This is a genomic window from Azospirillum sp. VT-I1 (genome assembly GCF_055698305.1).
Genome location: NZ_CP168800.1, coordinates 1,392,251 through 1,414,243, shown reverse-complemented (window position 1 = coordinate 1,414,243; position 21,993 = coordinate 1,392,251). Strand labels below are relative to the sequence as shown.

General features: G+C 69.0%; 17 protein-coding genes and 2 pseudogenes. 10 read left to right on the top strand and 9 right to left on the bottom strand.

What is annotated here, in order from left to right; translation table 11 throughout:
- Positions 1 to 3: 3 nt before the first annotated feature.
- A complete protein-coding gene (locus AB8P05_RS06795; RefSeq protein ID WP_472759362.1) occupies positions 4 to 300 on the bottom strand; it encodes a hypothetical protein in 297 nt (98 codons plus the stop codon).
- Between AB8P05_RS06795 and AB8P05_RS06790 the strand changes: the two are divergent.
- Positions 193 to 2,819 (top strand): annotated as a pseudogene (locus AB8P05_RS06790) (ATP-dependent DNA helicase). The gene AB8P05_RS06795 and the pseudogene AB8P05_RS06790 sit on opposite strands and share 108 nt — an antisense overlap.
- A gap of 4 nt (positions 2,820 to 2,823) precedes the next feature.
- On the opposite strand, the gene AB8P05_RS06785 reads toward AB8P05_RS06790, so the two are convergent.
- Positions 2,824 to 5,022 carry a putative bifunctional diguanylate cyclase/phosphodiesterase gene (locus AB8P05_RS06785; protein WP_472759282.1) on the bottom strand — a complete coding sequence of 733 codons (2,199 nt, stop codon included), beginning with the start codon at positions 5,020 to 5,022 and terminating at the stop codon, positions 2,824 to 2,826.
- A 392-nt stretch (positions 5,023 to 5,414) separates the two neighbouring features.
- Positions 5,415 to 6,392, bottom strand: coding sequence for an AEC family transporter (locus AB8P05_RS06780; protein ID WP_472759281.1), 978 nt, complete (start codon positions 6,390 to 6,392; stop codon positions 5,415 to 5,417).
- 140 nt (positions 6,393 to 6,532) lie between these two features.
- On the opposite strand from AB8P05_RS06780, the gene AB8P05_RS06775 reads away from it, so the two are divergent.
- The 6 genes from AB8P05_RS06775 to AB8P05_RS06750 all read left to right on the top strand — a co-directional run bounded on the left by AB8P05_RS06775 (position 6,533) and on the right by AB8P05_RS06750 (position 12,666).
- Positions 6,533 to 6,958: a tellurite resistance TerB family protein gene (locus AB8P05_RS06775; RefSeq protein WP_455172470.1), complete on the top strand. Its 426-nt coding sequence runs from the start codon at positions 6,533 to 6,535 to the stop codon at positions 6,956 to 6,958.
- 48 nt (positions 6,959 to 7,006) lie between these two features.
- Positions 7,007 to 7,894 carry an NAD(P)-dependent oxidoreductase gene (locus AB8P05_RS06770; RefSeq protein ID WP_472759280.1) on the top strand — a complete coding sequence of 296 codons (888 nt, stop codon included), beginning with the start codon at positions 7,007 to 7,009 and terminating at the stop codon, positions 7,892 to 7,894.
- A gap of 219 nt (positions 7,895 to 8,113) precedes the next feature.
- Entirely contained in the window at positions 8,114 to 9,718 is a 1,605-nt protein-coding gene (gene cimA, locus AB8P05_RS06765) for a citramalate synthase (RefSeq protein ID WP_472759279.1), read from the top strand.
- A 150-nt stretch (positions 9,719 to 9,868) separates the two neighbouring features.
- On the top strand, positions 9,869 to 10,336 hold the full coding sequence (locus tag AB8P05_RS06760; protein ID WP_472759278.1) for a preQ0 transporter: 468 nt from the start codon (positions 9,869 to 9,871) through the stop codon (positions 10,334 to 10,336).
- Positions 10,337 to 10,531: 195 nt separating this feature from the next.
- Positions 10,532 to 10,999, top strand: coding sequence for a flagellar basal body-associated FliL family protein (locus tag AB8P05_RS06755; protein WP_472759277.1), 468 nt, complete (start codon positions 10,532 to 10,534; stop codon positions 10,997 to 10,999).
- A gap of 293 nt (positions 11,000 to 11,292) precedes the next feature.
- A complete protein-coding gene (locus AB8P05_RS06750; RefSeq protein WP_455172465.1) occupies positions 11,293 to 12,666 on the top strand; it encodes a DEAD/DEAH box helicase in 1,374 nt (457 codons plus the stop codon).
- Between the two features lie 290 nt (positions 12,667 to 12,956).
- Here the strand turns inward: AB8P05_RS06750 and AB8P05_RS06745 are convergent, their stop codons facing one another.
- Entirely contained in the window at positions 12,957 to 13,112 is a 156-nt protein-coding gene (locus AB8P05_RS06745) for a hypothetical protein (RefSeq protein WP_472759276.1), read from the bottom strand.
- Here AB8P05_RS06745 and AB8P05_RS06740 point away from each other — a divergent pair.
- Positions 13,075 to 13,980: pseudogene (locus AB8P05_RS06740) on the top strand (branched-chain amino acid ABC transporter permease); the annotation flags it as partial. The gene AB8P05_RS06745 and the pseudogene AB8P05_RS06740 overlap by 38 nt on opposite strands.
- 261 nt (positions 13,981 to 14,241) lie before the next feature.
- On the opposite strand, the gene leuC reads toward AB8P05_RS06740, so the two are convergent.
- The 3 genes from leuC to AB8P05_RS06725 all read right to left on the bottom strand — a co-directional run bounded on the left by leuC (position 14,242) and on the right by AB8P05_RS06725 (position 18,312).
- Positions 14,242 to 15,645, bottom strand: a complete 1,404-nt coding sequence (gene leuC, locus AB8P05_RS06735; protein WP_085090145.1) for a 3-isopropylmalate dehydratase large subunit — start codon at positions 15,643 to 15,645, stop codon at positions 14,242 to 14,244.
- A gap of 141 nt (positions 15,646 to 15,786) precedes the next feature.
- Positions 15,787 to 17,205, bottom strand: coding sequence for an FAD-binding oxidoreductase (locus tag AB8P05_RS06730; protein WP_472759275.1), 1,419 nt, complete (start codon positions 17,203 to 17,205; stop codon positions 15,787 to 15,789).
- Between the two features lie 111 nt (positions 17,206 to 17,316).
- Complete coding sequence (locus AB8P05_RS06725) at positions 17,317 to 18,312, bottom strand: L-threonylcarbamoyladenylate synthase (RefSeq protein ID WP_472759274.1); 996 nt, start codon at positions 18,310 to 18,312, stop codon at positions 17,317 to 17,319.
- A 114-nt stretch (positions 18,313 to 18,426) separates the two neighbouring features.
- Between AB8P05_RS06725 and parA the strand changes: the two genes are divergently transcribed.
- On the top strand, positions 18,427 to 19,071 hold the full coding sequence (gene parA, locus AB8P05_RS06720) for a ParA family partition ATPase (RefSeq protein ID WP_472759273.1): 645 nt from the start codon (positions 18,427 to 18,429) through the stop codon (positions 19,069 to 19,071).
- A 188-nt stretch (positions 19,072 to 19,259) separates the two neighbouring features.
- On the opposite strand, the gene bfr (AB8P05_RS06715) is transcribed toward parA, so the two are convergent.
- Both bfr (AB8P05_RS06715) and bfr (AB8P05_RS06710) read right to left on the bottom strand, forming a co-directional pair.
- Complete coding sequence (gene bfr, locus AB8P05_RS06715; RefSeq protein ID WP_472759272.1) at positions 19,260 to 19,739, bottom strand: bacterioferritin; 480 nt, start codon at positions 19,737 to 19,739, stop codon at positions 19,260 to 19,262.
- A gap of 14 nt (positions 19,740 to 19,753) precedes the next feature.
- Positions 19,754 to 20,236: a bacterioferritin gene (gene bfr / locus AB8P05_RS06710; RefSeq protein WP_472759271.1), complete on the bottom strand. Its 483-nt coding sequence runs from the start codon at positions 20,234 to 20,236 to the stop codon at positions 19,754 to 19,756.
- 411 nt (positions 20,237 to 20,647) lie between these two features.
- Here bfr (AB8P05_RS06710) and tyrS point away from each other — a divergent pair, with 411 nt between their 5' ends.
- On the top strand, positions 20,648 to 21,916 hold the full coding sequence (tyrS, locus tag AB8P05_RS06705; protein ID WP_472759270.1) for a tyrosine--tRNA ligase: 1,269 nt from the start codon (positions 20,648 to 20,650) through the stop codon (positions 21,914 to 21,916).
- Positions 21,917 to 21,993 lie beyond the last annotated feature (77 nt).

The window sequence follows — 21,993 nt, the reverse complement described above, 5'->3', positions numbered from 1 at the left end:
CCGTCAACATGCGGCGCTCGCTTTGGGGTGCGTCGCCGCCATATAGTGCCGCCGATGGACCTGACCGCCGACCCCACTCCGATCCACAGCCTTGACGACGCGCCCGCCATGGTGGCTGGCGCGCGCCGCGTCGTGTCGCTGACTCTCGACGGCGAGGTGGAGGAGCTGTCGCTGGCCGCCGCCGCCTCGAAGGTGCGCCGCCAGCCGCCGCTGGTCTGCCATGCCCGCGCCTTCGCCCGCCGGCTGGGGATCGACGGCTTCCCCGCCTTCGACGTGCTGGAGCTGTTCGCCTTTGTCCATCCCGCCCGCTTCTGCGTCCCCACCCCGCGCGGCATCGCCGAGGCGCTCGACCTCCCCACTCCCGACGGCCACGAGGCGGAGGCGCTGGCCCTGCAGCGCGCGGTGCGCCGCCTGCTGGGCGATCTGGGAGCCGCGGGGCGCGAGGAGTCGTCCGACCCTGTCGCCTTTGCCTGGGAGATGGGGCGCGCCGGCTGGCCCTGGGCGCCTGCGGTGCTGGCCGCACTCGGCAAGCCGGACGGGCCAGAGAAGGGGGCCGCCCGGTCGGGCCTGCGCGTCTGGACCCGCATCAAGGAGTGGGAGGAGGGGGCTCCCCGCCGCCGCCCGCCCAGAACCCGGTGGACCCGGAGGAGGCGCGCCGCCGCCTCGCCGCCATGCTGTCGGCCAACGTGCTGGGCAAGGTGGCGGAGCCGCGGCCGCAGCAGGCCGACTATTCCAGCGCGGTGTCCGCCGCCTTCGCGCCGCGCCAGCTGCCCGACACCCCGAACGTCGTGCTGGCGGAGGCCGGGACCGGCGTCGGCAAGACTCTCGGCTATCTGGCGCCGGCCACGGTGTGGGCGGAGAAGAATGGCGGGACGGTCTGGATTTCCACCTACACCCGCAACCTTCAGCACCAGATCGATGCGGAGCTGGACCGGCTCTATGCCGACCCGGCGACCAAGGCGCGCAAGGTGGTGCTGCGCAAGGGGCGCGAGAACTACCTGTGCCTGCTGAACCTGGAAGAGGCGGTGCGCGCCATGCCCTTCCAGCCGCACAACGCCATCGGCGTCGGGCTGATGGCGCGCTGGGCGGCGGCGACGCGCGACGGCGACATGACCGGCGGCGACTTCCCCGGCTGGCTGGTCGACATCGCCGGGCGCGGACCGACCATGGGGCTGGCCGACCGCCGCGGCGAGTGCATCTATTCCGCCTGCGACCATTACGCCCGCTGCTACGTCGAGAAGAGCATACGCCGCGCCCGCCGGGCCGACATCGTCATCGCCAACCACGCGCTGGTGATGGTGCAGGCGGCACTCGGCGGCGGAGAGGAGCCGACGCTGCCCAGCCGCTATGTCTTCGACGAGGGGCACCATGTCTTCGACGCCGCCGACAGCGCCTTCGCCGGCCACCTGACCGGACGGGAGACGCAGGAGCTGCGGCGCTGGCTGCTGGGCGCCGAGGAGACCGGGCGCAGCCGCGCCCGCGGCCTGAAGCGCCGGCTGGAGGACATCGTCGCCAATGACGAGGAGGCGCTGCGCCACCTCGACGACATCCTGATGGGCGCCCGCGTCCTGCCGGGCGACGGCTGGTCGGCGCGTCTGGCCGCCGACAACCCGCAGGGGCCTACCGAGCGCTTTCTGCTGCTGGCGCGCCAGCAGGTCTATGCCCGCACCGCCGGGCAGGGCGGTCCCTACAGCCTGGAGGCCGACAAGGCCTATCCGGTGGACGGGCTGCTGGAGGCGGCGGCGGAGCTGGAACAGGCGCTGGTCCGCCTGTCCGAACCGGTGGAGGCGCTGGCCCGCCGGCTGGCGCAACGGCTTGAGGACGAGAGCGCAGAACTGGATTCCGACCAGCGCCGCCGCATCGACGCGCTGTCGCGCAGCCTGCACCGCCGCGGCACCCTGACGGTGGAGGCGTGGCGCGCCATGCTGCGCACCCTGCCGACCGAAACGCCGTCGCACTTTGTCGACTGGTTCGCGGTGGAGCGGATCGACGGGCGCGACGTCGATGTCGGGCTGTACCGCCATTGGGTCGATCCGACCGTTCCCTTCGCCGAGGCGCTGGCCGGTCCCGCCCATGGGCTGGTGGTGACCTCCGCCACGCTGACCGACGGCACCGGCGATATCGGGCAGGACTGGCGCGCGGCGGAGGACCGTTGCGGCGCCACCCACTTGCCGGCCCCGGCGATCCGGGCGCAAGTCCCGTCGCCCTTCGACTATCCGAACCGCACCCGCGTCTTCGTGGTCAACGACGTGCGCAAGGACGATCTGGGACAGGTGTCGGCCGCCTACAAATCGCTGTTCCTGGCGGCGGGCGGGGGCGGGCTCGGCCTGTTCACCGCGATCAGCCGCCTGCGCGCCGTGCGCGACCGCATCGCTGAGCCGCTGGATCAGGTGGGCATCCCGCTCTATGCCCAGCATGTCGATCCGCTCGACGTGTCCACCCTGATCGACATCTTCCGCAACGAGGAGCATGCCTGCCTGCTGGGCACCGACGCGGTCCGCGACGGGGTGGACGTGCCGGGCCGCTCGCTGCGGCTCATCGTCTTCGACCGTGTGCCCTGGCCCCGTCCCGACATCCTGCACCGCGCGCGGCGCGACGCCTTCGGCCGCCGGCGCTACGAGGACATGATTACGCGACTTCGGTTGAAGCAGGCCTTCGGCCGTCTGGTCCGCCGCGCCGACGACACCGGCGTCTTCGTCCTGCTCGACCCGATGATGCCCAGTCGGCTGGCCGGCGCCTTCCCAGAGGGGGTGGAGATGCGCCGGGTTGGGCTGAAGCAGGCGGTGGAGGAGACGGCGGAGTTCCTGCGGGGCTGGTGAAGGGTCAGCCTGCCGAGGTATCCGGGCCGCCTCCGCCGACCGTCTCCAGCAGCTTCGGCGCCGGTGCGGCTTCGGCGGAAAAACGTGCCGCGATCTCGGCAAGCGGGGCCGGGCGGCCCAGCAGATAGCCCTGCATCTGGTCGCAGCCCTTCGCCTGCAGGAAGCGATACTGCTCCTCCGTCTCCACCCCCTCGGCGATGGTTTCCAGGCCGAGGCTATGAGCCATCATGATGATGGTCTCCACCAGCCGGGCCGCCGCCGCCCCGTCGGTGGCGTTGGAGACGAAGCAGCGATCGATCTTCAGCATGTCGAAGGGATAGCGCTGCAGATAGCTCAGGCTGGAATAGCCGGTGCCGAAATCGTCGATCGACAGGCGGACGCCATGGCCGCACAGCCGGTGCAGCGCGTCGGTCACCTCCGGCGCCTCGTCCATCAGGACGCCTTCGGTGATCTCCAGCTCCAGGCGGCCCGGCGGCAGGCCATGGGAGGCGAGCGCCTCCATCACGCGGAGGACGAAGGACGGGTCGCGCAGCTGCCGGGGCGAGACGTTGACGGCGACCCGCGGCGCCGACGCCTCCCTGCCGAACAGGCTCGCCGTCTCGCGGACCGCGGTCTCGATCACCCAGGCGCCGATCTCGCCGATCAGCCCGACCTCCTCCGCCACGCAGATGAAGTGCCCCGGCGCCTCCAGCGTGCCGTCCGGCTGGCGCCAGCGCAGGAGCGCCTCCAGGGCGACGGGCCGCCGGCCCTCCGCCTCGACGATCGGCTGGTAGTGGAGCACGAACTCCGACTGCAGGACGGCCAGCCGCAGGCGGCTTTCCAGCGTGATCCGCCGCTGGACCCGCTCGTTGATCTCGGCGGTGAAGAACTCGTAGCGGTTCCGCCCGCGCTCCTTCGCCCGGTAAAGGGCGAGGTCGGCGTTGCGCAGCAACTCCGGCGCGTCGGTGCCGTCCGACGGGTAGAGCGCGATGCCGATGCTGGCCGTCACAAAATGATCGTGGCCGCAGATCCGGAAGGGCGGGGCGAAGGCTTCCAGCACCCGTTCCGCCACGCCGCGTGCCGCGACGTTGCCGGAGATGCAGGGCAGCACGATCAGGAACTCGTCGCCGCCCATGCGGGCCAGCGTGTCGCCCTGCCGGATCGACGCGGACAGGCGGTTCGCCGCCTCCCGCAGCAGCGTGTCGCCCGCCTCGTGGCCCAGCGTGTCGTTGACGTTCTTGAAGTTGTCGAGGTCGATGAACAGAAGCGCCGACGGCAGCTGGTTGCGCCGGGAGTTCAGGATCGCCTGTTCCAGCCGGTCGCGGGTCAGCAGGCGGTTGGCCAGCCCGGTCAGCTCGTCGAAATGCGCCTGCCGGTACAGCTGCTCCTCATAGCTGCGGCGCAGGGCGATGTCGTTCTCCAGTGCGGCGTTCGCCCCGGCCAGCTCGCAGTTGGCGGCGTAGAGGTCGCCGGCCATATCGTTGAAAGACCGGATCAGCTGGTCCAACTCGTCGGGACGCTTCCGCTTCGGCCGGTCCAGGGTGAGGAGCGGCGGCGAGGACCGGCGGTCATGCCGGCGCAGGTTGGCCGCGATGGAGATCAGGTGGCGCGTCACCAGCCGGTGGCAGATGAACAGGATGAATCCGGACACCAGGAAGGTCTTGATGCCCTGGCTGACCAGGATCACCTCCGCCGTCGTCAGCAGCCGGTGATACACGTCGTCCAGCGTCGCTTCCACCCGCAGCGTCCCCAGCGTCAGGATCTTGCCCTCCGCCATACGGACCAGCGGTATTTCCGCATGGAGGCCGGGCCGTTTCTGCGGCGTGCCCGCCGTCAGCACCAGGGGGTTCTTCGCGATCGCGCTGTGCTCCCTCACCTCCGCCATCCGCATGTCCGGCAGGCGGACGATGCCGTTGAGCAGCAGGCGCAGCTGGTCGTGGTCGACCACCCACAGGCTGTTGCTCATGCTGGGAACGGTGCTGAGCCGTATCTCGTCGAACCGGTGCTCGATCCCGCGCACCTCCCGGCGGAAATCGAAATAGAGCTGGAGCGCGGTGGAGATCAGGGTGACGAGCGTGCTGAACAGCAGGATCCGCAGCAGAAGGCTTACGGCGATCCCGCCACGGCCCGCCCAAGGAATGGAAAGCTGCCGCCCGGACGGCGGGATTCCATCCTCGTCCGGGCGGAGCGTCACGGCCCGGTCCGTCGCGCCCCCGTCAGACATGCGCCGGCTCCATGCGGGTCGGGGGCGGCATGGCGGGTTGGCGGCCGCGGATCGTCGGCGGACCCGCGGCCGCTTCGGGGAATCGACGGTTGATGGCGTACCGCATCGCTTCCGCTCCATTCCATCCGGACTGACGCGCGGCTGCCGGCTCCGGCGCCTGCCTCAATTCCGCTCGTTGTTCTCCGTACGCGTGCCCTGCATTCTCCAATATGCATTCTCGCCATCGCCACGCGGCGGAGCAAGAGTTTCATGGAAACGTTACATTTCGCATTATTGGATGCGGTAAAGGCCGGCCGTGCCGGATTTTCGCGGCGACTGGTTCGGACGGGGGTACGAAGCGCATTCTTCAGAAAACGGCAGCGGAGATGTTGAGCGGCGTCTTCCTAATATCCTTATCCCCGCCGATCATTTCCTTGCGCCGCGTCATCCAGCGGGGCGTACACCGCCAGCAGGGCCGACAGCGTCACCACGCTGAGCACCGTGGAGACCAGGATGGCCGAGGATGTCCGCTCCACGTAGGTCTGGTACTGGGTCGCCACCACGAAGGTCAGGGCGCCGGTCGGCAATGCCGCCAGGATAACGGCGCTGCCGGTCCAGAACGGGTCCATCGGGAACAGCGTCTGCGTCAGCACCCAGGCCAGCGCCGGATGCACCAGCAGCTTCAGCGCGCTGATCCACCCGGCTTCCGCCAGCCCCGCGGTCAGCCGCTGGGACGCCAGGAACAGGCCGATGGCGAACAGGGCGCAGGGGCCGGCGGGAGCCCCCATCAGTTCGCAGAAGGTGGCGATCGGCTTCGGCACCGCCACACCGGGCAGCAGCGCCGACCAGGCGAGGCCGGCGGCAGTGGACAGGATCAGCGGGTTCTTCGCCAGTGCCCGCCCGACGTCGCGCAGCGCCTTGCCCACCCCGTTGCCGTGGCTGTTGGCGAACTCCATCCAGACCACGGCGATGCCGACCATGATGGCGCTCATGATGACGGTCGCCAGGATGGTGGGGGCCAGATGGTCCGGACCGAAGGCGGCCAGGAACAGCGGGATGCCCATGTAACCGGTGTTGGAGAAGGCGGCGTTCAGCCCCTGCATGCACTGGATCTGCGTGCGCTCCCGCCGCAGAAGCCGGCCGATGACCGCCCCCAGCGCATAGACCAGCAGCATCGATCCCAGGAAGGCGCCGATGAAGGGGCCGTTGAAGATCTCGGGGATCGACCGCCGCGCCGTGCCCAGGAACAGCACCGGCGGCAGCGCCATCCAATAGACGAACTTGTTGAGCGCCTCCGACGACGCCGCACCCAGCAGCTTCGACTTTCCGGACAGGAAGCCGGCCAGGATGATGGCGAATACGGGAAAAGCGACATTGAGGACGACGTTCATGGTGCGCGACAATAGGGGGAGCAAACCGTCGCGTCGAGCGACCGACCCCTCCGCCGCGAGCATGGCACCCTTGACGCCGCCGATGCGGCGTTCGAGATTGCCGCCCGTACACGCGATCGCTCCCCGAGGGAGACCGCCTCATGAGAAAGCCGACAGACGCCATGATCGACCACCACAGCGCCCTCATTTACGTCATGGTCCTGGTATCCGCCTGCGACGGCGACATGACCGACGCGGAACTGGAGGCCATCGGCGAGAACGTGCGCTACCTGCCGATCTTCAAGGATTTCAGCGGCGATCAGGTGATGGCCGCCACCCGCGAATGCACCGCCATGCTGGCCGACAATGACGGGCTGGACACGGTGCTGACCATCGTGGAGCAGGCGCTGCCCGCCAAGCTGCGCGAGACCGCCTATGCGGTCGCCTGCGACATTGCCGCCGCCGATCCCAAGGCCTCGCAGGAGGAACTGCGCATGCTGGAATTGATCCGCCACCGGCTGGGGGTGGACCGGCTGTGCGCCGCCGCCATCGAACGCGGCGCCCGCGCCCGCCATATGCGCCTGTGATTTCTCCGGCCGTTCTCTGAACGCCCGGACTCTACCGAAAGCCTGGACATGAGCGAAGAGACCACCCGCCCCGACCTTTCCGGCCAGCGCATCGGCTTCATCGGGCTCGGCCTGATGGGCAAGCCGATGGCCCGCGCCCTGGCCCGTGCCGGTGCGGAGCCGGTGGTGACCAGCCGCAGCCCCGGCCCGGTCGCCGAACTGGCGGCGGAGGGCATGATCGCCGCCACCGGACCCGCCGCAGTCGCCGGACAGGCCGGGACGATCATCCTGATGCTGACCGACACGGCGGCGGTGGAAACGGTGGCCGAGGCGCTGCTGCCGGTCCTGCGCCCCGGCCATCTGGTGATCGACATGGGCACCACCGCGGTCGCCGCCACCCGGGCGCTCGCCGAGCGGGCCGCCGCGGCCGGCGCCGACTGGCTCGACGCCCCGGTTTCCGGCGGAACGGTGGCGGCGGAGGCCGCGACCCTGACCATCATGGCCGGCGGTTCCGACGCCGCCTTTGCCCGCGCCCTGCCGGTGCTGCAGGCGATGGGCCGCCGCATCACCCATGTCGGGGCCAGCGGCGCCGGCCAGATCGCCAAGTCCGCCAACCAGGTCATCGTCGCGCTGACCATCGGCGCGGTGGCGGAGGCGCTGGCGCTGGCGCGCGCGGCCGGCGCCGATCCGGCGAAGGTGCGGGACGCCATCCGCGGCGGCTTCGCCGAATCCCGCATCCTCGACCTGCATGGCGGCCGCATGGTCAGCGGCGACTTCACGCCGGGCGGCCGCGTCACCACCCAGGTCAAGGACCTGCGCCAGGCGGAGGAGCTTGCCCAGCAATCCGGCATCGAGCTGCCGACGCTGGGCCTGTCGCTGGAACTGTTCGAACTGCTGGTCGAGCAGGGCGACGGCGCGCTGGACCACTCCGCGCTCTACCGTCTGTTCGCGCGCTGATCCGGTCGGGAGCGGGCGGGGCATCATCCCCGCTCGCCTCCCCCGTTCGTCCGCCTGTGCGCATCGTCGCGTATTCCCGTCCGTTGCGGCAAAGGCCTGCTTTCCGCAAGTTTCTTCTCAAAACGGTTGAGCGCGGGCGCCGCATCGTCCATTCTCCCGGCTTTCCACGGGGCGGCGGACCTTCCGCCGTTCCATCGGCTTAAGACGGGTCAGGCGGCGATGACGGGCGAACGCATCTATCTTTACGACACCACGCTGCGCGACGGGGCGCAGACCCAGGACGTGGATTTCTCGGTCGCCGACAAGATCGCCATCGCCAAGGACCTCGACCGGCTCGGCATCGACTATGTCGAGGGCGGCTGGCCAGGCGCCAACCCGACCGACGACCAGTTCTTCGCCGAGGCGCCGGAGCTGACCCGCGCCACCTTCACCGCTTTCGGCATGACCCGCCGCCCCGGCCGCAGCGCCGCCAACGATCCGCAGCTGACGGCGCTGGCGCAGTCGCGCGCCAAGGCGGTCTGCATGGTCGGCAAGACCTGGGACTTCCATGTCGACATCGCGCTGAACATCCCGCGCGAGGAGAACCTCGACCTGATCCGCGACAGCATCGCCGCGCTGCACGCCGCCAAGGGCGAGGCGCTGTTCGATGCAGAGCATTTCTTCGACGGCTACAAGCGCAACCCGGCCTATGCGATCTCCTGCATCAAGGCGGCGTACGAGGCCGGCGCGCGCTGGATCGTGCTGTGCGACACCAACGGCGGCACCCTGCCGCACGAGATCGACGCCATCGTGCGCGAGGTGGTGGAGACGCACGGCATCCCCGGCGACCGGCTGGGCATCCATTGCCACAACGACACCGAGAATGCCGTCGCCAACTCGCTGGCGGCGGTGCGGGCCGGCGCGCGCATGGTCCAGGGCACCATCAACGGGCTGGGCGAGCGCTGCGGCAACGCCAACCTCGTCTCGCTGATCCCGACGCTGATGCTGAAGCTGGGCTACGAGACCGGCATCCGGCGCGAGGATCTGCACCTCCTGACCCAGCTGAGCCGCGCCTTCGACGACCGTCTGAACCGCGCGCCCAACCGCCATGCGCCCTATGTCGGCGCCAGCGCCTTCGCCCATAAGGGCGGGCTGCATGTCTCGGCGGTGGAGAAGGACCCGTCCTCCTACGAGCATGTGGCGCCCGAGGCCATCGGCAACCGCCGCCAGATCGTGATGTCCGACCAGGCCGGCCGTTCCAACCTGATCGTGCGGCTACGCGACATCGGCATGGCGGTGGACGCGAAGGACGACCGGCTGGCCGGTCTGCTCGATCTGGTGAAGCAGCGCGACAGCGACGGCTACGCCTACGACACTGCGGAAGCCAGCTTCGAGCTGCTGGTCCGGCGCGAACTGGGCGAGGTGCCGCGCTTCTTCGAGCTTCTGCGCTTCCACGTCACCGACGAACGCCGCTACAACGCCGTCGGCAAGCTGGTGGTGGAATCGGAGGCGGTGGTGCGCGTGCGCGTCGGCGACGCCATCCGGCTGGAGGTGGCGGACGGCAACGGCCCGGTCCACGCGCTGGACGTCGCCATGCGCAAGGCGCTGGAGCCGGTCTATCCGGCGCTGGCCCAGGTCAGCCTGTCCGACTACCGCGTCCGCATCCTCGCCGCCAAGGACGGCACCGGCGCCATGCCCCGCGTGCTGATCCGTAGCGCGCGGACCGACGGCAGCGAATGGTCGACGCTGGGCGTCTCCACCAACATCATCGAAGCCTCGATGGAGGCGCTGGTGGACAGCTACACCTACGCCCTGCTGAAGAGCGAGGCGAAGCCGGTGGCATAAATGCCGGTGTGAGGGGTGCCACGCGGCACCTTCCCACCATGGCGATGTTCTGTTAGCTAACGCGGTTTCGGGGCGCTCGCATTCACGCGGGGACTGCTCCGGTCACCGGCGCCCGTATTGCCGCGGGTCCGCTCTCGGAGGATCATCGCCATGCTCTGGCTCGCCGCCTATATCGGCAGCATTCTTGCCATCAACTTCGCCTTCAGCCTGTTTCCGCACCTGGATCTGGTCTGGTCCTGCTGGGCCGGGCTGATCTTCATCCTGCGCGACATGGTTCAGGTGCGCTTCGGCCACTGGGCGCTCGCCGCCATGCTGGGCGGCACCGTGCTGTCCTATCTGCTGACCGATCCCTTTGTCGCCACCGCCAGCGTCGTCGCCTTCGCGGTGTCGGAGATGATCGACTGGGCGGTCTTCACCATCACCCGCCGCCCCTTGCGCGACCGTCTGTGGATCAGCGCCGCCCTGTCGGTGCCGGTCGACACCGCCATCTTCTTCGGCATGCTGGACATCTGGGACCCCGCCGTCTGGGCCGCCAGCCTCGCGTCGAAGCTGCTGGGCGTGTCCGCGGTCTGGCTGCTGATGCGCGCGCGGGAAGGCCGGGTGCCCGTCGCGGCCTGAGGCTTCCGGGGGGCGCCCGCCGCCATGGCGGCGCGCCCCCTCCACCGAATCTTAACCGCGGCGGCGTTACGCTTCTCCATGCCCCTGTCCGGCCCGGAGGAGGGCGATCATGGCCACGCACCGAACGCTGCACGGAACGCCGTACCCGACACCGCCCCCGATCCGCTGCGGCGGGATCCATGGGAACCGGGGGATTTGCGGGATGCGCTGGCGCCGCAGCATGCGCCGCCTTCCGAACCCGCGCATCCCACCCGTCTGCTGATCGTCGTCCTGATCGCGCTGCTGACCCTGGCGGGGCTGGCCTATGGCGGCGGCATCGCGGTGGATCGCATCCTGGAGCAGCGGCGGATCGAGGCCCGGATGGGGCCGAAGCCCGATCTCGCGCGGTTGCCGGCGATTGAGGTGCCGCTGGGCGGCCTGCGTGCCGTCGAGATGCAGGTGTCGCTGGTGCTGGCGCCGAAGGTGAAGGCCGACCGCATCCTGCGCTATCAGGACCGCATCGCCGACCGGCTGTTCCAGACCGTCAGCCAGGCGGGCACCGAGACCCTGACCGGCACCGGTTCCGCCGACTTCCTGAAGGCCCGCGTCAGGGACGCCGTCAACCGCGAGGCGGGAACCGGCCTGATCCGCGACATCTACATCGAACGCATGGTCGTCAAGTGACCCACGCGGGGCTCCTTCGGCGATGCCCCTTGTCTTGTGCGGCGCAATAGCCTATGTAGGGCGTCTTGATCGCTGGAGGCTCGCGCGTCTCTTGAGCGAGACGCGCTGTGATTGCGCAACGGCAGCCCCCTAGGGGGCAAACGTCCCGGTGTTCTGGGGACGCTCTGGCCGCTGCATCGGATAGACGCCTCTCCCTCTATCGACCTCCTCCCGGCGAGTCCGCCGGTATGTCCCACGCCCGCCATCGGGGCGCGCGGGGCCGTGCCGTGTTGCTTTGAGAAGGTTGTTACGACTTGACGTTTTCCGAACTCGGCCTGCACCCGCTCGTCCTGAAGGCCCTTGAGGCGTTCGAATACACCACCCCGACCCCGGTCCAGCTCGCCGCCATTCCGCCGGCGCTGCAGGGCCGCGACATCCTCGCCACCGCCGAGACCGGCACCGGCAAGACGGCCGCCTTCATGCTGCCGGCACTGACCCGCACCGCCGAGCTGCCGCTGAACGGCGCCGCCACCCCGCGCGTGCTGGTTCTGGCCCCGACCCGCGAGCTGGCCAAGCAGGTCACCGATGCCGCCCGCAAATACGCGAAGTTCATGAAGCTGAACATCGTGGACGTGGTCGGCGGCATGCCCTACCGCGAGCAGCTGCGCCTGCTGTCGCGTCCGGTCGACGTGCTCGTCTGCACCCCGGGCCGCCTGCTTGACCATGTCGCCCGCCGCCGCATCGCGCTGGACGAGGTCGAGGTGCTGATCCTCGACGAGGCCGACCGCATGCTGGACATGGGCTTCCTCGACGATGTCGAGACCATCGCCAAGTGCTGCCCGCCGACGCGCCAGACCATGCTGTTCACCGCCACGCTGGACCGCCGCATGGCGCAGCTGGCCGGCAACCTGCTGCGCAACCCGGAGCGCGTGGCCGTCGAGAGCCAGGCGACCTCGGTGAATGTCGAGCAGCGCCTGCACCACGCCGACGACCTCGACCACAAGCGTCGCCTGCTGCAGCATTTCGCTGCCCAGGAAGAGGTCGGCAAGGCGATCATCTTCGCCGCCACCAAGCGTGATGCCGACACGCTGGCCGAGGAGCTGAGCGCCGCCGGCCATGCCGCCGCCGCCCTGCACGGCGACATGGACCAGACCAAGCGCAACCGCACGCTCCAGCGCCTGCGCACCGGTCAGGTCCGCCTGCTGGTCGCCACCGACGTTGCGGCCCGCGGCATCGACGTGCGCGACATCACCCATGTCATCAACTTCGACCTGCCGCGCTCGGCGGAGGACTATGTCCACCGCATCGGCCGTACCGGCCGCGCCGGCGCCTCGGGCGTCGCGATCTCCTTCGCCGCCCGCGCCGACCGCGAGACGCTGGTCCGCATCGAGCGCTACACGAAGGCGACGCTCGAGGTGCATGTGGTGCCCGGCCTTGAGCCGACGCGCCCCTTCACCACCGGCGGTGCCGGCCGTCCGGCCGGCCGCAACGGCCGTCCGGGTGGCGGCGCCGGCAAGCCGTGGCACCGCAACGGCGAGTCCAAGGGCCCGCACGCCCCGCGCGGCCCGCGTCCGGACTATGCCCGCAACGACAACCACCGCGGCGATTCTCGTCCGGACCACGCCCATGCCCGCCGTGAAGCCCACGGCAACGGCAAGCCGGCGCATGCCCGTGCGAAGAGCTGGTAAGGGTTGGGTTTGAGGTAGGGGTATCAGGGAGAGGGGCACCCGCGCAGCCACTCTCCCACCTTCCCACCCTCCCAAATTGTCGGTAGGCTGAACCATCCCACCTGACCGGGCGGTTCCGTGCTTCGCATCCTGCCGCTGTTGTGCCTCGTCCTGCTGCTGCTGACCGGGTGCGGCATCGATGCCGACCAGGATATGCTGTGCCGGAAGCTGATCCCGGCCTTCGAACCCGGCTCCATCACCGACTTGTCCACCCGCACCTACGCCGAGGATCGGCGGGTGCTGCGCATCGACTACCGCAGCGGCGACCAGCGCCATTGGATCGCCTGCCGCTTCGCCGGCACGTCGATGGAAGAGGGGCGGCACACCCTGGTGTCGGTGGCGACCGACCGCACCGGCTGGCTGACCGACATGCGCTTCGCCATGCTGCAGCAATGGCTGCGCATCAAGCCGCCGCGCGATTCCCCCAGCGTTGCGATGAATACCCGGCGGGCGGAGCCGACGCGCTGGACGCCCCTCCTGTTCCTGGCTCAGCAGATCGTCAACGCCGCCACCGTCGCCTGTGTTTATGGGCTGCTGGCGCTCGGCTATACCCTGGTTTACGCCATCCTCGGCCAGATCAATCTGGCGATGGGGGAGCTGACGATGCTCGGCGCCATGCTGACGGCGATGGCGGCGGCCGGGCTTGGCATGGCCGGTTGGGCGACATGGCCACCGGCCCTGCTGGGCGTGCTGATGCTGGCGATTGGCTTCACCGCGGTGCAGGGCTGGACGATGGACCGGCTGGTTTTCCGCCGCCTGCGCGGGGTGCGCAGCCACACGCCGCTGATCGTCGCGGTGGGGCTATCCATCGCCTATCAGGAGGGGGTGCGGCTTCTGCACGGCGCCCGCGACTGGTGGCCGGCGCCGGTGCTGACCGGCCGTCACGACCTGCTGAGCGACGGCGCCTTCACCGTCACCGCGCTGACGGCGCAGCTGGCGATCCTGGCGTTGACCGGCGGGCTCTACGCCCTGTTGTGGGGGATCATGCAGCGCACCGCCTTCGGCCGGGCGCACCGGGCCTGCACCGACGACATCGCGGCTGCGGAACTGGTGGGGGTGGACGTCAACCGCACGGTGGCGGCGACCTTCGCCATCGGCGGCGGTCTGGCCGCGGCGGCGGGTGCGGTGATCGCGCTCTATTACGGCGGGGTGAACTTCTTCACCGGCTACCTGATCGGCTTCAAGGCGCTGGCCGCGGCGGTGGTCGGCGGCATCGGCTCGGTGCCGGGGGCGATGCTCGGCGGTGCCCTGCTGGGGCTGGTGGAGACCTTTTGGTCCGCGTACTTCGCCCTTGCCTACAAGGATATCGTGGCGTTCGGACTGCTGACGCTGTTCCTGATCTATCGGCCGCAGGGGCTGTTGGGGCAGGCGCGGGGGAGGGGGATTAGGGGGCGGTGTCGGCCGGCGATGCCCCCACCTAACCTCCCCGCTGGGCGGGGAGGGACTGCCGCCACTCTCCCGTTCAAGCACTTGTCTCCTCCCCCGCCCAGCGGGGGAGGATCAAGGTGGGGGTCCAACTTACGTGACTGCGTGACCTTACAGCGCCCGAACGTCCGCCAGATGCCCGGTCACCGCCGCCGCCACGGCCATCGCCGGGCTGACAAGGTGGGTGCGGCCGCCGCGGCCCTGACGGCCCTCGAAGTTGCGGTTCGAGGTCGACGCGCTACGCTCGCCCGGGGCCAGACGGTCGGCGTTCATCGCCAGGCACATGGAGCAGCCCGGCTCGCGCCACTCGAAGCCGGCTTCGGTGAAGATCTTGTCCAGACCTTCTTCCTCGGCCTGCTCCTTGACCAGACCCGAGCCGGGAACCACCAGGGCGCGCACGCCCTCGGCGACCTTGCGGCCCTTGGCGACCTCGGCGGCGGCGCGCAGGTCTTCGATGCGGCCGTTGGTGCAGGAGCCGATGAAGACGGTGTCCACCTTCACCTCGGTCAGCGGCTGGCCGGGGGTCAGGCCCATGTAGGCGAGCGAGCGCTCGACAGCGGCGCGCTTGCCGGCGTCGGCGATCTCGGCCGGGTTCGGCACGGTCGCGGTGATCGGCAGCACGTCTTCCGGGCTGGTGCCCCAGGTGACCTGCGGGACGATGTCGGCGGCGTTCAGCACGACGGTGGCGTCATAGACCGCACCCTCGTCCGACGGCAGCGTCTTCCAGTACTGGACGGCCTGTTCCCAGGCGCCGGCCTTGGGGGCCAGGGCGCGGCCCTTGACGTATTCGAAGGTCTTCTCGTCCGGGGCGATCAGGCCGGCGCGGGCGCCGCCTTCGATCGCCATGTTGCAGACGGTCATGCGGCCTTCCATCGACAGATCGCGGATGGCTTCGCCCGCGAATTCGATGACGTAGCCGGTGCCGCCGGCGGTGCCGATCTTGCCGATGATGGCCAGCACGATGTCCTTGGCGGTGACGCCCGGGTTCACCTTGCCGTCCACGCGGATCAGCATGTTCTTGGCCGGCTTCTGCAGCAGGGTCTGGGTGGCCAGCACATGCTCCACCTCCGACGTGCCGATGCCGAAGGCCAGCGCGCCGAAGGCGCCATGCGTGGCGGTGTGGCTGTCGCCGCAGACGATGGTGGCGCCGGGCAGGGTGAAGCCCTGTTCCGGACCGACGATGTGCACGATGCCCTGGCGGACGTCGTCCATCGGGAAATAGCGGACGCCGAAGTCGCGGGCGTTCTTGTCCAGCGTCTCCACCTGGATCCGGCTTTCCTCCTCGGTGATGCCCTTGGAGCGGTCGGTGGTGGGGACGTTGTGGTCGGGCACGGCGAGAGTGGCTTCCGGACGCCGCACCTTGCGGCCGGCGACGCGCAGTCCTTCGAACGCCTGCGGGCTGGTCACTTCATGGACCAGATGGCGGTCGATGTAGAGGATGCAGGTGCCGTCGTCCTGGCGATGCACGACGTGGCTGTCCCAAATCTTGTCGAACAGAGTGCGCGGCTTGGACATCGGAAAAACTCTCTCTCGCGGTACGACAGGCGCAGAACAATCGGAGGCCGCACCATAGCCTTGTGTCGCGCCGGGGACAAGCACGGCCATACGTCTTTCGCCGCAAGCCTGTCCCCCGCAACAATATATCGCGCTAAGCCCTTACGGCAGCATCTTGCCGGGGTTCAGCAGGCCGTTGGGATCGAGCGTCGCCTTGATGGCGCGCAACATGTCGAACTCCACCGGCCCCTTGATGACCGGCATCTCGTCCTTCTTGAAGCGGCCGACGCCATGCTCGGCGGAGATCGAGCCGTCGAGCTTGAAGATCACCTCGTTCACGACGTGGCAGATCTCGTCCCAGCGGTCGAGATAGGCCTTGGTGTCGGCGCCCTCGGGCTGGCTCAGGTTGAAGTGGATGTTGCCGTCGCCGACATGGCCGAAGGGGGTCGGACGGATGCCGGGGCAGGCCACGGCCACCGCCGCCTCGGCCAGCTCGATGAACTCGGCGACGCGGGAAACCGGGATCGACACGTCGTTCTTGATCGAGCCGCCCTCGAACTTCTGCGCCTCGACGATGGCTTCGCGGATGAACCACAGCTGCTTGGCCTGGGCGTCGGACTGGGCGAGCGTGGCGTCGGTCGCCAGTTCGGCCTCGAACGCCTCGCCCAGCGCGGTCTCCACCGTCTCCTGGAAGGCGTCGGACTTGGTGCCGGCGGTCAGCTCGGTCAGGACATACCAGGGCGACGGTTCCGACAGCGGGTCGATGGTGCCGGCGACATGCTTCAGGGCGAAGTCCAGGCAGCGGCGCGACATCAGCTCGAAGGCCGACACCGCGTCGCCGGAGGCGGCGCGCAGGCGGGCGAGCAGCTCGATGGCGGCGGCGGGGCTCGGCACGGCGACGAAGGCGGTGATCGACTGGCGCGGACGCGGGAACAGCTTCAGCACCGCGGCGGTGACGATGCCCAGCGTGCCCTCGGCACCGATGAACAGGTTCTTCAGGTCGTAGCCGGTGTTGTTCTTGCGCAGCCGGCGCATGCCGTCCCAGACGCGGCCGTCGGCCAGCACGACCTCGAGCCCGAGCACGAGGTCGCGGGTGTTGCCGTAGCGCAGGACGTTGATGCCGCCGGCATTGGTGGAGATCAGGCCGCCGATCTGCGCCGTGCCCTCCGCCCCCAGGCTGAGCGGGAACAGGCGGTCGGCATCGGCCGCGGCCTCCTGGATGCTGGTCAGCACCACGCCGGCCTCCACCGTCATGGTGTAGTTCAGCGTGTCGATGTCGCGGATGCGGTTCATGCGCGACAGGCTCAGCACGATCTCGCGCCCCTCCTCATAGGGGATCGAGCCGCCGACGAGGCTGGTGTTGCCGCCCTGGGGGACGATGGGAATGCCGGCGTCGGCGCAGATCTTCACGACCGCCGCCACTTCCTCGGTGCTGGCCGGGCGGACCACCGCCGGGCTGTTGCCCTTGAAGCGCCCGCGCCATTCCGACAGGTAGGGTGCCATGTCGGCGGCGTCGGTGAGGATGCCGGACGGGCCGACGATGGCGCGGATCTGGTCGAGAGCGGCGGCGATGTTGGTCATGGCGCGTGAGGTCCGGCAGATGGGGGTGTCGCAATGAAACGCGACACTTCTACAATCTAGCCGCCCCCATTTCCATGCAACTGTTGCGCAGACCTGCTGCAACGCAGCGGTTCAGCTCCGCGGAGCCGCCGCCCGGCGCAGGCGGTCGTTGATTGCCAGCCCCAACCCCACATCCGGGATCGGCATCACGGCGATGCGCTTGGCGCCGCTCTGGTCGAGGCTGCGCAGGTGGGAGAACAGGTTGGCCGCGGCCTCGTTCAGGTCGCCTTCCAGGCTCAGGTTCAGCCGCGTGGTGCCGCCGAAGACGAAGCGGTCGGGGCCGAAGGTCAGGAAGGCCTCGTCCTCTTCCGCCGAGGACGCGTTCAGGCGCACCCCGGCGTTGGGGGCGTAGTGGCTTTCCAGCTGGCCCGGCGATTTCGGCGCGGTCGGGTCGCCGGCCGACAGGCGGACCGGGCCGATCAGCTGTTCCATCTCGTCGGGCAGCACGGCGCCGGGGCGCAGCAGCACCGCATCATGACCGGTCAGGTCGATGACGGTGGACTCCAGCCCGACCATGCATTTGCCGCCGGTGACGATGGCGTCCACCCGGTCGCCCAGGCTTTCCAGCACATGGTGCGGCGTGGTCGGGCTGACGGCGCCGGAACGGTTGGCGCTGGGCGCTGCGATCGGCTTGCCGACGGCGCGCAGGATGGCCTGGGCCACCGGGTGGTTGGGCACGCGGATGGCGATGCTGTCCAGCCCGGCGCTGACCAGCAGCGACAGGGCGGAGTTGGCCGGGCGCGGCACGACCATGGTCAGCGGGCCGGGCCAGAACTGCGTCGCCAGATCGTGGGCGCGGTTGTCGAACAGGCCCCAGGAGTGGGCGGCGACCAGATCGGGGACATGGACGATCAGCGGGTTGAACTGCGGCCGGCCCTTGGCGGCGAAGATGGCGGCCACGGCGCGGTCATCGGTGGCGTCGGCGCCCAGCCCATAGACCGTCTCGGTCGGGAAGGCGACCAGACGGCCGGCGCGCAGCAGCTCGGCCGCGCGATTGAGGCCGGTGGGGGTGGCCGGGATCAGCGCCGGGCGCTTTTCACCGGTATCGGGTGCGGAATGGTCGGTCACGGCGTCTTTCTAGCCCGTGCAGCACCGGTGTCAATTCGCGCGGTTGCACCGGTGCCATGCCCAAGGTTATGAGGGGAGTGCGCAATCAACCAACACAACATGATGGGTGCGGGCATGACGGGCAAGGTCTTCACCGTGGCGCAGCAGAAAGGCGGCGCCGGCAAGACCACGCTGGCAGCCCATCTCGCCATCGCCTGGGCGCAGCTTGGCTACAGGGTCGCCACCGTCGACATCGACCCGCAGGGCAGCCTGACCCGCTGGCATGCCGTGCGGGCGGAGGCGACCGGTGGGCAGCCCGGCTTCACCCATGTGCAGATCACCGGCTGGCGCACCCAGGCGGAGGTGGAGAAGCTGGCGCGCGGCCACGACATCGTGGTGGTCGACAGCCCGCCCCATGCCCAGACGGAGGCGCGCATCGCCGTCCGCGCCGCCACGCTGGTGGTGGCGCCGGTGCAGCCGAGCCCGATGGATCTGTGGGCGGTCCACCCGACCATCGATCTGGCGGCGCAAGAGAAGCGCCGCCTGCTGCTGGTGCTGAACCGCGTGCCGCCGCGCGCCCGCATCGCCGACGAACTGATCGCCAAGGTGCATGAGCTGGTCGCCCCGCCCGCGGTCGAGCTGGCGACGGCGCAGGTCGGCAACCGCACCGCCTATGCCGGCACGCTGATGACCGGCCTGTCGGTGACGGAGGCCGCGCGCAAGACCCAGGCGGCGGCGGAGATGCAGGCGTTGGCGGAGGAGATTCTGGGGCGGGTTTGAGGGGGCTGTTGCAGTAATTGCCCCTCCCTAACCCTCCCCGCTAACGCGAGAGAGGGAACTCCGCCGCTTCGGCAGTTAAGTCACGCTGACAAGCGTCCTGCCCCCTCTCCCGCGATCGGACCGGCCTTCGGCCGGCCGAGGGCGGGGGAGGGATGGGGAGGGGGCATCCGGCGCGGACACCCCCAACCTCAGTCCTTGAACTCACCCATCGCCGACTGGATGTAGTTCGGCAGACCGATGTCGTCGATCAGGCTCAGCTGGGTTTCCAGATAGTCGATGCGCTCTTCCGACTCTTCCAGCAGTTCGGACAGTTCGTCGCGCGACACGTAATCGGCCTTCTCCTCGCACACGGCGATGGCGTGGGCGATGCGGTCGCGGGCCTCGCGCTCGGCGGCGAGGTCGCTGGAGAGGATCTCCGGCACATCCTCGCCGATGTGGAGCTTGCCGAGGTCCTGTAGGTTGGGGATCGCCTCGATGAACAGGATGCGTTCGATGATCTCGTCCGCGCTCTTCATCACCTCGATGGAGGCGTGATACTCCCACTTGCCCAGCGCCCGGACGCCCCAGTTCTTCAGCATGCGGGCGTGCAGGAAATACTGGTTGATCTGCGTCAGCTGGTCCTTCAGGACGATCTGCAGCTGGGCGATGACGTCGCTGTTGCCCTTCATGGTCCGTCCTCCGCTCAGCTCGGGAAACCGCCCATGGCCGACTGCAGATAGTTCTGCAGGCCGAGCATGTCGATCAGGCCAAGCTGCTGTTCCAGCCAGTGGGCGTGGTCTTCTTCCGTATCGACCAGCAGTTCCAGCAGGATGCGGCGGGTGTCGTAATCCTTCACCTGCTCGCAATAGGCGATGGCTTCCTTCAGGGCGGCCACCACCTCATACTCCAGGTTCAGGTCGTTCCGCATCATCTCCGGAACGGTCTTGCCGATGTGAATCGGGTCGCGGCTGGCGACGTCGGGCGTGCCTTCCAGGAACAGGATGCGGCGGATCAGCTTGTCGGCATGCTCCAGCTCCTCCATCCGCTCGTGCGAGATGCGTTCGCTCAGCGCCTTGAGGCCCATGTCCTCCATCGACCGCGCATGGGACAGATACTGGTCGGCCGCGCTCAACTCGCCGGTGAGCAGCTTGTTCAAACGGTCCAGGACCCCTTGATCGCCTTGCATGGCTGGTAACTCCGAAATAGACGATTTGTCGCACCTTGGCACAACCGAAGGACTCGCACAATAAAAAATTCCTTTCAGAACAGAGATGTAGTTGATAGTCACTATCAATTGGGCCTGATGACGGGTGCCCAAAATACAGTCAGGGCCGGTCCCCTGTTTTGCGAATCAATGTCAATTGCAATAGGATGGGATTTTTGCGAATTCCCCGGTTCGCAATACGGGTTTTGACTTGCGGCGGCGCAGCGATGCTTGAGCGGGAGAACGGGCCGGTCCGTCCGCCGGTTCCGCCTGTCGCGATCGGGCCGCCGCATTGAGGCAGGGGCCGTTCCGTGCTAACAGACCGCGGGATTTCTCCGCCCTCATCACCCGGCGGGCCTCGCCCTTCTTTCCAACGACAGCCGGATTGCGGCCATGACGACGACCACCCCCTCGGCTCCCTCCTCGGAGTTCCTGCGCACCCTTCAGGATCGCGGGTTCATCCACCAGTGCACCGACCTCGCCACGCTGGACGAGCGTGCGGCGAAGGGGCCGATCGTCGCCTATATCGGCTTCGACTGCACCGCCGACAGTCTGCATGTCGGCAGCCTGCTGCCGATCATGATGCTGCGCTGGCTGCAGAAGACCGGCCACAAGCCGATCGTCCTGATGGGCGGCGGCACCACCAAGATCGGCGACCCGTCGGGCAAGGACGAGGCGCGCCAGCTGCTGACCGACGAGGTCATCGCCAACAACATGGCGGGCATCAAGCGCATCTTCGGCCGCTACCTGACCTTCGGCGACGGGCCGACCGACGCGGTGATGGCGAACAACGCCGACTGGCTGGACGAGCTGAAATACATCCCGCTGCTGCGCGACATCGGCCGCCATTTCACCATCAACCGCATGATGACCTTCGAATCGGTCAAGCTGCGGCTGGAGCGCGAGCAGCCGCTGACCTTCCTGGAATTCAACTACATGATCCTCCAGGCCTACGACTTCGTGGAGCTGAAGCGGCGCTACGGCTGCACGCTGCAGATGGGCGGGTCGGACCAGTGGGGCAACATCGTCAACGGCGTCGAGCTCGGCCGCCGCACCGACGGGGCGGAGCTGTTCGGCCTGACCACGCCGCTGCTGTCCACCTCGTCGGGCGCCAAGATGGGCAAGACCGCCGCCGGCGCCGTGTGGCTGACCGCCGACAAGCTCAGCAGCTATGATTTCTGGCAGTACTGGCGCAACACCGAGGATGCCGACGTCGGCCGCTTCCTGCGCCTCTACACCGAACTGCCGCTGGACGAGGTCGCCCGGCTGGAAAACCTCCAGGGCGCCGAGATCAACGAGGCCAAAAAGATCCTCGCCAACGAGGTGACGAAGCTCGCCCATGGCGAGGAGGCCGCGCTCGAGGCCGCCGAGACCGCGCGGCGTGCCTTCGAGGAAGGGGCCGCGGCCGAGGGGCTGCCGAGCATCGAGGTCGCCCGCGCCGAGTTGGAGGCCGGCCTGCCGGTGGTGGACCTGCTGGTGTCGGCCGGGCTGGCCGCGTCGAAGGGCGAGGCGCGCCGGCTCATCAAGGGCGGCGGCGCCAAGCTGAACGACGGGCCGATCGCGGACGAGGCGGCGAAGGCGACGACGGCGGACCTGAATGCCGACGGCGTGGTGAAGCTCAGCGCCGGCAAGAAGCGGCATGCGTTGGTGAAGGTGGGGTGAGGAGCGTCGGCGGTTTGCCGCGTTAGACCCCCACCTATCCTCCCCCGCTGGGCGGGGAGGGACTGCCGCCACTCTTC